The sequence below is a fragment of the Alkalihalobacillus sp. TS-13 genome, assembly GCF_019720915.1.
In the GTDB taxonomy this organism is placed as follows: domain Bacteria; phylum Bacillota; class Bacilli; order Bacillales; family Fictibacillaceae; genus Pseudalkalibacillus.
On record NZ_JAHKSI010000001.1, the window covers coordinates 1,980,317 to 1,993,493 of the forward strand.

General features: G+C 41.8%; 11 protein-coding genes. All 11 read right to left on the reverse strand.

Annotated elements, in window-relative coordinates:
- Positions 1-244: 244 nt before the first annotated feature.
- The 11 genes from KOL94_RS09770 to KOL94_RS09820 all read right to left on the reverse strand — a co-directional run bounded on the left by KOL94_RS09770 (position 245) and on the right by KOL94_RS09820 (position 13,154).
- The gene (locus KOL94_RS09770; RefSeq protein WP_221566176.1) at positions 245-718 is read right to left on the reverse strand and encodes an SRPBCC family protein; all 474 of its coding nucleotides are present in this window, start codon (positions 716-718) and stop codon (positions 245-247) included.
- 184 nt (positions 719-902) lie between these two features.
- Positions 903-1,835, reverse strand: a complete 933-nt coding sequence (locus KOL94_RS09775) for a D-2-hydroxyacid dehydrogenase (protein ID WP_221566179.1) — start codon at positions 1,833-1,835, stop codon at positions 903-905.
- Between the two features lie 275 nt (positions 1,836-2,110).
- Positions 2,111-2,563, reverse strand: coding sequence for a D-aminoacyl-tRNA deacylase (gene dtd, locus KOL94_RS09780; protein WP_221566182.1), 453 nt, complete (start codon positions 2,561-2,563; stop codon positions 2,111-2,113).
- Positions 2,564-2,575: 12 nt separating this feature from the next.
- Positions 2,576-4,747 (reverse strand): RelA/SpoT family protein, encoded by a 2,172-nt coding sequence (locus KOL94_RS09785; RefSeq protein WP_311775123.1) that lies wholly within the window; start codon positions 4,745-4,747, stop codon positions 2,576-2,578.
- Between the two features lie 653 nt (positions 4,748-5,400).
- A complete protein-coding gene (locus KOL94_RS09790) occupies positions 5,401-5,913 on the reverse strand; it encodes an adenine phosphoribosyltransferase (RefSeq protein WP_221566187.1) in 513 nt (170 codons plus the stop codon).
- Positions 5,914-5,930: 17 nt separating this feature from the next.
- Positions 5,931-8,279: a single-stranded-DNA-specific exonuclease RecJ gene (gene recJ, locus KOL94_RS09795; protein ID WP_221566189.1), complete on the reverse strand. Its 2,349-nt coding sequence runs from the start codon at positions 8,277-8,279 to the stop codon at positions 5,931-5,933.
- A 65-nt stretch (positions 8,280-8,344) separates the two neighbouring features.
- Positions 8,345-8,689, reverse strand: coding sequence for a LapA family protein (locus KOL94_RS09800; protein WP_221566191.1), 345 nt, complete (start codon positions 8,687-8,689; stop codon positions 8,345-8,347).
- On the reverse strand, positions 8,686-9,603 hold the full coding sequence (locus KOL94_RS09805; RefSeq protein ID WP_221566193.1) for a cation diffusion facilitator family transporter: 918 nt from the start codon (positions 9,601-9,603) through the stop codon (positions 8,686-8,688). Before KOL94_RS09805 ends, KOL94_RS09800 begins: the two co-directional genes overlap by 4 nt.
- Positions 9,604-9,973: 370 nt before the next feature.
- On the reverse strand, positions 9,974-12,226 hold the full coding sequence (gene secDF, locus KOL94_RS09810; protein ID WP_221566195.1) for a protein translocase subunit SecDF: 2,253 nt from the start codon (positions 12,224-12,226) through the stop codon (positions 9,974-9,976).
- Between the two features lie 96 nt (positions 12,227-12,322).
- Complete coding sequence (locus KOL94_RS09815; RefSeq protein WP_260412269.1) at positions 12,323-12,619, reverse strand: post-transcriptional regulator; 297 nt, start codon at positions 12,617-12,619, stop codon at positions 12,323-12,325.
- Between the two features lie 49 nt (positions 12,620-12,668).
- Positions 12,669-13,154 (reverse strand): COG2426 family protein, encoded by a 486-nt coding sequence (locus tag KOL94_RS09820; RefSeq protein ID WP_260412270.1) that lies wholly within the window; start codon positions 13,152-13,154, stop codon positions 12,669-12,671.
- Positions 13,155-13,177 lie beyond the last annotated feature (23 nt).

Consider the following 13,177-nt stretch of genomic DNA (forward strand, 5'->3'; position numbering starts at 1 on the left):
TCTGAGACTCGTTATTTGACTATTGGGTTCTATTTTTAGATACAAAATCGAATTCGCAGCCTAATTCACGGGGCAAAATCTTTAAGGCAGTATAGTCCATTGCCTTTAGTTAACATGGACGTCGTCCTTGGGCAGTAAAACCTGGCGTTTTGCCAGGTTTTACGGAACCCTCAACGATTTCATCCTCGCGAAATAAATAACGAGCTGTTTATCGGTAGCATCAATAAGAGGCTGCCTCTGACTTTTAAGACATACTTCCAAGATGCTCCTCAAGACGATCCATGGTCTGTTCGGCACCTGGGATGGCATATGTTTTCACCTTATCGAATATAGCGGCATTTTCTTCAAAAACTGTGCTATAAATGAGTTTGGTCTTACCATCCAGATCCTCAAAGTTTGCTGTAGCCAGAAAATGGGGAAACACAGCATGTTTGATAACGATTCGCTCGGGTTTAACGACCTCTACAAAGACGTTGGTGTTAGGATAATCAACACCATCAGGACCGTGCATGATAAACTGCCAAGTACCGCCCGGTTTCATATCAAACTTCTGAAAAGTCGTCGTAAAACCTCGAGGTCCCCACCACTTCGACAAGTGCTCCTCTTTCGTCCAAGCATCAAACACAAGATTGCGTGGAGCATCAAATACGCGGGTTATCACAATCTCACGTTCACCTACTTGCGTTTGAATTTTGTTAGTTACGTTGTTTTGGTTCATGTCCATCCCTCCAAAATGAATTTGGCTTTGAATTGTTAGTAGTTTCTTATTCCAGAAATGCTGCCCTTTTCAGGTATAACTTACAAATTCAAGATGAAGCATCTGAGTTCCTTTCCTACTCTTGATATATTGGCCATTTACACAAATAAGGCGCGTTTTTAAATAAACACGCCTTTGTTATGTATTAATACCCCTTCCAAAAATTCACCTTATTAGGTAAAACTTCATTATTTTCGATTCTCTTCAATGTATCCAAAAAGCATGCTATCGCTTCATTCAGTTCTGTCACAGCTGAAATATGAGGAGTAATGACGGTATCATCTCTTTGCCATAGATCGGAAGTCCTTGGCAGCGGTTCTGTTTCAAGAACATCTAAAACAGCGTAACGGACCTTTCGTGATTTTAGGGCTTCAATAAGCGCTTGCTCGTCCACCGTGAGTCCTCTGCCGACATTGATAAAGGCAACGCCGTTTAAATTGCTGAAAAAAGCCCGATCAAATAGCTTACTTGTTTCATTTGTCAAAGGTAATGTGCTGATAATCCAATCTGCCTGTGCAACCAACGTATTTGCAGAGCTGGTTTCCGTCACCTTTTGAAAATACTCCTTTTGCTTGCCGCTTTGTGAGATGCCGTAAACGGTTGCTCCAAAGCTTGAAAATACTTTGGCAACCTCCTGTCCGATCTCACCTGTACCAAAGATAACAATCGTCTGATCCTTCACCATTTGTGGAGTTTTTGGAGACCACTTCTTCTCCGTTTGTTTTCCTTCAAAGTAGTGATGATATTGAAGATCTCTTAATACATAGCTTAAACAATACTCACTTATTCTTTGTCCAAACGAGCAAACAGTTCGGGTTAGAAGGATATCATGTTTCTTCCATCCATCAATTTCTAAATAGTTGTTTACACCCGCATTAAAGGAATGTACCCATTTAATATCGGCAAAGTTGAACCCAGGACATGGCTTAAAACCTACATAGGCATCTGCCCATGACAAATCCTCTTCTGTTATTTCATCAATCTGCATAAAACGAAAGCTCTGAGATATTTTATCTGGTAACTGTTCTTGGACTTGCTCTTCATAGTTTCCTGCTACTAGTATATTATGTATTTTCATTAGACTTCCCCCATAATTTTTTAGATAATGCATCGAGTCCGCGTCGAATACTAAAAAGTGTTTTATCAAATTAATGGTAGAGCAAAAAAGACTGTCCTAAAAGTGTCAGACACCTCCAACACAACATTTTGGATCAAAATCACGATTTTTCTCAAAATGTTGTTAAAGTCGGAGAGACTCAGATACTTCTAGGACAGCCCCTTCTATTTTCACTTATAAGTTATGCACCCTAAAATGGGATCCTTTTAGGCTTATGGGCTACATGCTGTTTTATTTTACTTTTTCCTTTCATCTGTATCCAGGATCAAGGTGACTGGTCCATCATTGTTGATCCGGACGTCCATCATTGCACCAAATTCTCCTGTTTCAACCTGAATCCCTTTTTCACGTACTTTTGAATTGAATTTTTCGTACAAATCTTCAGCTATGTCCGGTTTGGCTGCATTCATGAAATTCGGACGTCTCCCATTCCTGCAATCCCCATACAATGTAAATTGTGATACGGAGAGCATCGAACCCTCAATATCTAATAGGGATCTGTTCATCTTGCCTTCTCCATCTTCAAAGACCCTGAGATTCGGTATTTTTTCAGCTAGAAATTCTACATCCTCTATCGTATCTTCATGGGTTACACCAACCAACAGGACAAGGCCTTGACCGATTTTTCCGACTGTACGGTCTTTCACAAGGACCTCACCACTGGACACCCGTTGCACGACAACCCTCATTACATTTCCCTCCTACTGCATGACTCTGCGGACGGCATAAACGTCTGGAATACGTTTGATCCTCTCGACAACCTTCTGAAGATGACTAACATTATGAATAGAAATCGTCATATTGATGGTCGCCATCTTATTTTTATCGGAGCGACCGGAAACAGCACTGATGTTTGTTTTCGTTTCAGCAACTGCTTGAAGGACTTCGTTCAATAAACCTCTTCTGTCGAAGCCATTGATTTCGATATCTACACTATAATTTTTCGATTGGTTCGTGCTTCCTTCCCATTCCACCGGTAAGAATCGACTCTCATCTTCTTCCATCCGGATGTTTGGACAATCCTTACGATGAATCGAAACACCACGGCCTTTTGTGATATAACCGACAATGTCATCACCCGGGACGGGGTTACAGCACTTGGAAAGCCTGATCAACAGGTTGTCGATTCCTTTTACCTGGACACCAATTTCTGTTTTCTTCCTAGGTTGCGGACTCTTCGTTTCATTGATTGATTGAAGAAGACTTTCGGTCTCTTGATCTTTCTTCTTCCGGACTTTGTCCGCAAGACGCGTTGCAATCTGTGAAGCAGTGATTCCGCTATATCCGACTGCGGCATACATATCTTCAATATTAGAAAAATTGTATTTCTGTGCAACCCTGTTCAGATTTTCGTGGGTAAGGACATCTTTCAATTCGTAGCCATCGTTTTTGATCTCTTTTTCGACCAATTCTTTTCCTTTAGCTACATTTTCATCTCTTTTTTCCTTCTTGAACCATTGACGAATCTTATTTTTCGCATGGGAACTTTGTGTCAACTTCAGCCAATCCTGACTTGGACCATAGGAATGTTTCGAAGTCAACACCTCGACGATATCACCGGTTTTCAGCTTATAATCAAGCGGAACCATCTTTCCATTGATTTTTGCACCGATGCATTTATTTCCGATTTCAGTATGGATCCTATATGCGAAATCCAGCGGGACTGAACCAGATGGAAGTTCAATGACATCTCCTTTAGGCGTGAAGACGAATACCATATCAGAAAATAGATCAACTTTCAGAGATTCCATGAATTCTTCTGCATCTGTCGCATCATTCTGCCACTCAAGTATTTCACGGAACCATGTCAACTTTTCTTCAAACGTATTGGTTCGATTATTCATTCCTTCTTTATAAGCCCAGTGCGCAGCAATTCCGTATTCTGCGACTCGGTGCATTTCCTCGGTCCGGATCTGTACTTCCAAAGGATCACCTTTTGGACCAATCACAGTTGTATGCAAGGATTGGTACATATTCGCTTTAGGCATTGCAACATAGTCCTTGAATCGTCCAGGCATCGGTTTCCAGCACGTATGGATGATACCAAGGACGGCATAACAATCACGGATGCTATCGACAATGACACGCACAGCAAGTAAGTCATAGATCTCGTTGAACTGCTTATTCTGTTTCGTCATTTTACGATAAATGCTGTAAATATGTTTCGGTCTTCCCCATATATCTGCTTCTATATTCACTTCACTCAATTTGGACTGGATATCTCCAATGACTTCTTGTACATATTGCTCACGTTCGTTCCGCTTCTGTTTCATCAAGTTTACGATTCGATAATATTGCTGCGGGTTCAAATAACGTAAGGCAACATCTTCAAGTTCCCATTTGATTGTAGAAATACCAAGCCGGTGAGCCAACGGTGCGAATATTTCAAGCGTTTCATTCGCTTTTTGAATTTGTTTTTCTTTGGGCATATGTTTAAGAGTGCGCATATTATGAAGACGGTCAGCAAGTTTGATGAGGATGCAACGGATATCCTGCGCCATCGCCACAAACATCTTGCGGTGATTTTCCGCTTGTTGTTCTTCTTTTGATTTGAATTTGATTTTCTTCAGCTTAGTGACTCCATCGACCAACATGGTAACTTCTTCAGTAAAAGCTTCAGTCAGTTCATCCAATGTGACGTCGGTATCTTCGACGACATCATGAAGAAACCCTGCTGCAATCGTAGGTGCATCCATTTCCAGATTGACAAGGATGTCTGCTACTTCAACAGGATGATCAATATAAGGGTCACCCGATTTGCGAAATTGCCCTTCATGAGAATCTCTTGCAAATTCGTACGCCCTTTGTAGAAAATCTATATCTTCTCTCGGCAAATAAGTTGCCGCTTTGTTCAATACATCTTGTATGGCCATGCAATCACCTATCATATGTTGATTGGTATATAAATTCTATTATCGTTAAAATTTAACTTCCTGTAAAGCGAAAAGAGAAATTTGTCGAATCATTTCTTATGTCAATTTCTTCTATCAGACGACACAGTTATTACATGTTGATTTTTTTCAAAATTCACACCCTTTCCGCGGTCAGACGAAAAGCGGAAGCGACCCGATTAGTCATGTTGGTCACTGGAAAACTGACGAGGAAGCTCGAACCAAACAAAGACTTGGTTCTGCGTGGGCTCACTCATAGGGTGTCAATCAATGTGTCGACCGCCGCAGGAAGTTTGAAGTGATCCAAGTGACTGGTCGCTGAGCTAGACATCACTTCATGTATGAGCCCTACCCTAGATCCGCAAGCCTCTTCGCTCACTAACACAGGAGGTGCTGGCTTCGATGTTCACCACACAAGGTGGTGGCTTTTAGTCGAAGATCCTTAATTCGCTGCGGGGTCTCGCCTGGCTCGCTAGTCCCGCAGGATTGTCGTGAATTTCGTTTAAATCAACATAAAAACCTTAAAAAAGACAATCAAATGTTTTCTAAATTTAATGGATTTTCTTTTTTTACTTTACTGTTTCATGTATTAGAAAAAACGAGCCCGACAACGAGCCCGTTCTATATTCTCTATCTTAATATTGCATCAGTGTAAAAATGTCATACCCATCCAATTTATCTCGACCGTTCAGGTATGTCAGTTCAATCATGAATGCGATTCCAACGACTTTGCCTCCTAGCTTTTCAACCAACTGGATCGTTGCTTCGATCGTTCCGCCAGTTGCAAGGAGATCGTCCGTGATCAAAACACGTTGGCCTGGTTTGATCGCATCCTTATGAATGGTCAATACATCTTTTCCATATTCTTTCCCGTAGTCTACTTTCACCACTTCACGAGGGAGTTTTCCTTCTTTACGAATCGGTACGAAACCGACTTCCATTGCATAGGCAACGGGACATCCGACAATGAATCCGCGCGCCTCAGGTCCTACTACAACATCGATCTGCTTTTCTTTTGCATATGTAACGATATCGTCCATCGCTTTTTTGTAGACTTCCCCTTCTTGCATCAGGGTCGTGATATCTTTAAAACGGATCCCCTGGTGCGGGAAATCTTCTACAACCTCAATATATTGTTTGTAATCCATCTTTCTAGTAAGCCTCCTCAAAGTCGAACAACATCTTTTTCGTTCTCAAAAAAACATCGCTTTAAATCCCGATAGGAGGAGTAACATAAGTCATTCTCCAGACTTGCCTGCTCCTGTTTTCTCCTATACATCATCGAATCTGTAAGCGGTCGTTTCATTGGTTGGTCTGATACTATGATAACACCATTGTCTATTGTAACAAATTCGAGTTCAAAAAACACCTCTGACATAAAATAGACAGACTCCATCTTCCAGCCTTTATGGGCTGCCAATTCCTTTGCCCGCTTTTTATAGTCGAATCTTCCTTGTTTCTTCAAAAAGGCATAATACCATTTGAAAGAATCTCTTGTCGGGATCGGGTTGAAATAATGGTCCTCCTCATTATGAAAAACAGTATAGACGCGTTCTGCTGTAGAACCAAGGGATAGCAATTGACCCAATTGTTCTTTATTTGAAGGCAGATCGAGAATGATGAGATATTTTCCATTCAGTTCAACGTTATCCATAGTAACACTCTCGGAAATTCGGACTGTATGATCCTTCCAATCATCTAAACGTAACGATTCTATCGTGCTATCTTTAAAAGAAAGTAGCTGGATCTTGGTTCGGTCAAGCATTTCCAATCGACTCGTAAGATTCTTTATACCACGGTAATCGAATAGCTGCTTTTCTTTGACCGCAATATCCTGAAGCATCAATTGCGGCTTACGGAAGCCATTCCATTCATTGATTGAAAGTTCACCTACAACTGAAATCGAAGCATTCGGCGTGATTTCTTCGAAAACCTCCCCGAAATGAAAGCCAATAACATCCAGATTTGAATGATTTCCCTTGAGTGCTAGCTTCAAGTGCTTTGAATCACTGCCTATTCTACGAATTTCTTTTAGTTGGCACTGATCGATGAGGAACTTCGGTTTAGGATTTTCAACACCAAACGGCTCTAATGCCTCCAGCTCTTCAATAACATCAAGGGAGATTTCATCCACTGAACATTGAAGATCGATCGGTGTTATCGGTGAAAAATCTTTTTCTGTAAGCTTTTCTTTCGCCTGTCGATCCAAGCGTTCCCGCAACTCGTCAAGATATTCTAGCTGAAGAGTCATCCCTGCTGCCATGGGATGTCCACCAAAGTGCGGTAGAATATCACGGCATTCTGATAGATTTTCAAACATATCAAAACCGACAATGCTTCGTGCTGATCCTTTTGCAACCCCTTTTTCCAGATCAATACTCAATATGATGGTGGGCCGATAGAATTTCTCAACAATACGAGAAGCCACAATACCGATCACACCAGGGTTCCAACCTTCTTTCGCGATGACCAGAACCGAATTACCTTCAGGTGGATATTCGGTTTCAACGATTTCAACCGCTTCTTTTGTAATGCTATTGACAAGACTTTGTCTTTCCTTATTCATTGCATCGATTTCCTTAGCAATCATTTCGGCTTGTTCAGCATCGGAAGTCGTAAACAGATCAACGGCAGGATCAGCAGAATCCAAGCGACCAGCCGCATTGACATGTGGACCAACGCCGAATCCAATGTGTTCAGATGTGAGTTGCTTACCTTCTAATCCACATACCTTCAATAAAGCTTGCAGTCCTGGCTTAGGAGTTATTTCAAGTTTCTTGATCCCTATTTTGACAAGCAGTCGATTTTCATCCACCAGGGGAACTAGATCGGCTACCGTTCCAATACAAGCAATATCAAGCAAATGGGTCGGTGTTTCACCTAGAAGTGCATGGGAAACTTTGATCGCAACACCAACCCCTGCCAGTCCTTTGAATGGATATGGACATCCAGGTTTTTTCGGATTGATCGTCGCAAAGGCATCAGGAAGCTCTGGCTGGGGTTCATGATGATCCGTTATGATGAGATCAAGACCTATTTCCTTTGCAACTTCAGCTTCATGGATCGCTGAAATACCTGTATCTACTGTCACAATTAACGAATATCCTTGCTCTTTCGCCCATCTGAATGCAGATTCATTCGGACCATAGCCTTCTGTGAACCGATTAGGAATATAATAGTCGAAATCGGCACCAAGCTCCCGTAATGTATAGACCATAACGGAGGTACTACTAACTCCATCAGCGTCATAATCCCCAAATATCAATATTTTTTCTTCTCCTGCGATCGCTTTTTTGATTCGATCAACAGCTGAATCCATTCCATCCAGCAGGAAAGGGTCATGGAAATCAACATTTTCAATATGTAAAAAGTTCGTAACTTCATCTATTCTTTTCTTACCTCTATTAACAAGCAAACCCGCTACGAGCGGTGATAGACCTAGGACGTTCACCAATTCATCCCTGTTTGATTGGTCTACTTCTGTGAGACTCCATCGTGTCCTCGAATTCAACATAAAACCACCTCTTAACTCACTCATTATACAAGAGTGTTTCAAGAGGTGGCAAATCGTAATTTATACTATGAAGTTGAGCGATCGGAAGCATTTGTTGACTTGGCAGTATTCTTATTTGATACACGATCATTTTCAGCATTTTCGATTGAACTTCTATGATTGCCTTTCAACTGGCGGGTCTCTTTACGAAGTGTTCGTAATTCTTTTTTCATGGAGAAGAACCTGGCTGAACCTGCAACACCAACAGCAAGTGCTCCTAACATTGTTGAGCCTAGTATGACAAGAACGAGTGGCCATTGTGCCGTTCCGAATAAATAATCTACTTCTACTGCCTCTACATTTATGACAGCGAAAACCGCGATAATGATTGCAAAGAGCAATCCGATGATGAAGCTCCATTCTCTTCTCAAGTTGACTCACCATCCTTCTCTTCATTGTAAGGATTAATATGAACGAAAACGTCTCGCACCAATGATTGTTCAATCAACCGCCTCTTCACTTCTTTTCCAATGTCATGACCACGTTGAACAGAAATCTCTGGATCTACCGCAATTTTTATATCAATGATGACATAATAGCCATGTTCCCTGGCGAAAAACTCATCTAGGTTCATGACACCTTCAACGCTTTCAACGATTTCCTTCATTTCCACCGTGTCTTCCTCATGGAGAACATGATCCATCGTATTATGAATGGACTCTGCTCCAAGTTTCCAAGCTATCCGTAAAACAAGAAGCGAGACAGCTAATCCTGCAATCGGATCCCCATACTCAAGCCAATCAATCCCTAGCTTACCACCAAGGACAGCCGCACCGATACCGATCAGCGCTGCTATTGAGGAATAGACATCGGATCGATGCTCATATGCATTCGTAATAACCGCATCACTTTTAATTCTTTTACCCAAACGATACTTATATTGAAACATCAGCTCTTTTGCAATGATGGAGAAAACGACAGCATAAACAGCCCAGATCTTTGGCGCTTCTATCGGATGAAAGAAAGACTCTACAGAGGAATAACCGATTTCAAGTCCAACAATGAATAAAAGGACTGCCACGATGATCGCTGCAATTGATTCTGCCTTTCCATGCCCATAAGGATGATCACGGTCAGGAGGGAGCTTTGCAGCCCTTAAGCCTAACAACACTGCAAATGAGCCAGCAACATCAGAAGCTGAATGTACAGCATCAGCAATCAAAGCCCGGCTGTTCGAAATGAACCCGACGACACCTTTAATAATGGCAAGTACGAGATTTCCAATGATGCCTACCCATGCTGCGAATTCCCCTTGTTTGAACCGTTCTTCGTTCTGGTTGTCCAACAAAACCACTCCAAACTAACAATCTCCATAATAACTTACGCTACAGTCTTTGTTTTTAATCATTAGACTCTATTCATTGTTGATTTCTACGAAATTCACTCCCTTTCCGCGGGCAAACGAAAAGAGGAAGCGACCTGCTTAGTCACGTAGGTCACTGGAAAACTGACGAGGAGGCTGTGGTCGCCGCAGGAGGTTTGATGTGATCCAAGTGACTGGTCGCTGAGCTAGACAGCGCCTTCAGGGTCTCACCTGGCTCGCTTTTCCCGCAGGAGTGTCGCAAATTTCGCTGGAAATCAATAACAGAACTTACAATAACAGAACTAAAAAAGTAAGAAAAGGTTGACCGGCAATGGGTCAACCTTTTATCCAATTAATCCGCTGATTGAGCAGGTTTCACACGTTTTTTTTGTAGTTGTTTTCCTTTCAAAACCAACCATATCTGTGCTGCGATGAAGAGGGAAGAATACGTACCTGCGACCAATCCGATCAGCAAAGCAAATGAGAAATTCGTAATCGCAGGGCTTCCAAAGATCATCAATGCTAAAGCTGCAAAGACCGTACTTAGGACTGTATTGATAGAACGTCCGAAGGTCTGAACAAGACTGACATTTACGATCCTTGATAAATCAGCGAATGTCTTCACTTTGCCAAACTTCATGTTTTCCCTGATCCTGTCAAACGTAACGATCGTATCATTGATCGAGTACCCGACTATCGTCAGTACAGCAGCTATGAATGGCAGATCCACCTCAAGCCGTAACAGACTGAATAAAGCGATGATGAAGAATGCATCATGTAGTAATGCGATAATTGAGGACAGGGCCATCAACCACTCGAAACGGATCGTTACGTAAATGATAATTCCGATCGATGCAATTGCAATAGCATACAAGGCGTTCTTTGCGAGTTCCCGTCCAACAGTTGGATCGACCGTACTTACATTCGGTTCTTGTCCATATTTATCGTCATAAAAAGATTTTAACTCAGCGATATCATTTTGGCCAAGAACCCCAACATAACGCGCAACAGCAATATTTTGGTTTTCGCCAGAAATGATCACTTCTTCTGCTTCCATACCTAGAGATTCAAGTTCATCTTCAACCATTCCCTGGTCAAGTTTTTCATCAGCTGTGATTTCCACACGACTTCCACTTTCAAAATCGATGCCCAAGTTCAATTGGAATATTACAAGCGACAAGAGTCCGAGTCCAATCAGTACACCGGACAATGTGAAAAATTTCTTGCGATGCTTTACAAAATCAATGTTTTTGAACTTGTTCTTGGAGATATCAAGACGATCCGTATCATCCAAATCACTAATTTGATCCTTTTTGACACCGAACAACCCAAACTTCTTGTTCAGGATTCGGCTGTTTACCCATAATCCGAGTAATAACCTTGATCCATACACAGCTGTCAAAAAGCTGGTCAAAATACTTATGATTAATACAAGGGCGAATCCTTTTACCGCACTAGTACCGAATATGAACAAGACCGTTGCAGCAAGTATAGTCGTGATGTTCGCATCAAGAATCGTCGATAAAGAGCGTTTATTTCCTGCTTTGAAGGCAGACATGACCGACTTCCCTGCACGAAGCTCTTCCTTGATCCGTTCATAGGTGATGATGTTGGCATCGACTGCCATACCAACCCCTAAAATAAGTGCTGCAATCCCAGGGAGTGTCAACACACCTTCCATCCACTCGAAAATAAGCAGGATTAGGTAAATGTACGTAGTTAAAGTGACAACTGCGATGATTCCTGGAACACGATAATAGAAGATCATGAACAAGAAGATGAACGCAATCCCGATTAACCCAGCGGTAACCGTTTTATCAAGGGAGTCCTGTCCAAACTTCGCACCGACTGAAGTCGAATAGACCTCTTTCAATTTCACCGGAAGGGATCCAGCGTTCAAAAGATCCACCAAATTTTGTGCTTCTTCAACAGAGTCTATTCCTGTAATGGTTGCTTGTTTTGAATTAATGACTTCCGTTACACTAGGAGCGGAAATGTATTTCGGTTCACCAGAAGCGCTTCCTTCCTTTTTCACCTCTTCCTTGAAGGAATCCTTCCCTTCTTCAAAATCAAGCCAAATAGCAAGACGGTTGTCCGGCGCTCCTCTCTGCATGATTTCCCTAGTAACTTGTCCGAATTTATCCCCGTCTTTTAATCCCAAAGCTACGATAGGCTGATTCGACTGTTGAGCAAACTCTACCTTTGCTCCGCCTTCTTTAAGATCAGAGCCATTCAACATGACTTTATCATCTACGTCACGGAAGGTTAACTCCGCTTGTGTAGATAACAGTTCCCGTGCCTTATTTTGATCATCGACCCCAGCTAGCTGTACCCTTATTCGTTCGCCTTCAATCTGGATGTTAGGCTCAGAAACTCCGAGTACGTTTACCCTTTCATTGAGGGCACTAACCGTATTATTCAGTAATTCCTTATCTACCTTTTGACCTTCATTTGTAGGTTCGACATCATACAGAACCTCGAATCCACCTTGTAGATCAAGACCGAGTTTAATGTCCTGGACGATGTCCTTTGTCGTCCCCCCGATTGTTCCAGCTATCAAGATGACAAGCAAGAAAAAGGCGACGATCCGTCCTCTTTTTACCATATGTAAATTCCTCCCCTTATGCCGACAATCTGGATGCCCGTCCTTATGTTATGTAATGACAATACATCCTATTATATCCATCGGATGAATTGTGTGTCAATTTTCCTTCAGCGTGTCTAATTCGTACCAGTTATCATCAGTAACCGCTTGTATAGTCAACCAATTCATGAAATCATTCGTTGATAGGGTCAAAATTTTATTGACGACTTGGTGGATCATCCACTCTTCATCCTTCGTCTTTTTTGTACGTGAAAGGATGCATTTCCAGATTTCTTCTTCTGTCACGCTCTCATACCCCATGAAGTGCATTTCTTCCTTTTTACTGACCAATGCAGGCAGTACTTTCGGAAACCAGTCTTCAAGCACCATCGTTTCACTACTTGCTTCACACATGAATCATCTTCCTCCTTTTAAAGAAATGGTTCGTTCAACAATCTACTTTTTAGAAAATCGAATACATTGCGATTCCAACCCCGAATCCAGCTATTAAAACACCTGTTACTACAGCAAGGAAAGCATAATGGAAACGGATGTTGAATAATGCCGCCGCTACACAGGCGCTGTATGCACCAGTCGTAGGAAGTGGTACGGCTGTAAACAAGATCAAGCCGATAGCACCAAACCGCTCAACGTTTTTACTGTTCTTTAATGTGCGTTCATATAACCAGTCATAAAAACGCTTATACCAGCGATACCGCATTAGAAATGTACTCAATGGACGAAACAGGATCAACAATGGGACAATCGGCAGTAAATTGCCAAGAATCGCAAGGCCTACTGCTGGCCAAAAATCAAATCCAAAACCATATGCAAGTGGAATACCTCCACGTAATTCTAAAATCGGCATTGCAGAAACAATTACGACGATTACTTCATTCGGCAGAAAACTGAGATTCTCTACCAAGAACTGCTTAATATCTTCTTTCAATGTCTACACCTCAAATATTTATA

Bases quoted from the DNA above. Each gene is read 5' to 3' on its own strand.
- KOL94_RS09770 (WP_221566176.1), bottom strand. From the start codon at position 718: ATGAACCAAAACAACGTAACTAACAAAATTCAAACGCAAGTAGGTGAA.
- KOL94_RS09775 (WP_221566179.1), bottom strand. From the start codon at position 1,835: ATGAAAATACATAATATACTAGTAGCAGGAAACTATGAAGAGCAAGTC.
- dtd (WP_221566182.1), bottom strand. From the start codon at position 2,563: ATGAGGGTTGTCGTGCAACGGGTGTCCAGTGGTGAGGTCCTTGTGAAA.
- KOL94_RS09785 (WP_311775123.1), bottom strand. From the start codon at position 4,747: ATGGCCATACAAGATGTATTGAACAAAGCGGCAACTTATTTGCCGAGA.
- KOL94_RS09790 (WP_221566187.1), bottom strand. From the start codon at position 5,913: ATGGATTACAAACAATATATTGAGGTTGTAGAAGATTTCCCGCACCAG.
- recJ (WP_221566189.1), bottom strand. From the start codon at position 8,279: ATGTTGAATTCGAGGACACGATGGAGTCTCACAGAAGTAGACCAATCA.
- secDF (WP_221566195.1), bottom strand. From the start codon at position 12,226: ATGGTAAAAAGAGGACGGATCGTCGCCTTTTTCTTGCTTGTCATCTTG.
- KOL94_RS09815 (WP_260412269.1), bottom strand. From the start codon at position 12,619: ATGTGTGAAGCAAGTAGTGAAACGATGGTGCTTGAAGACTGGTTTCCG.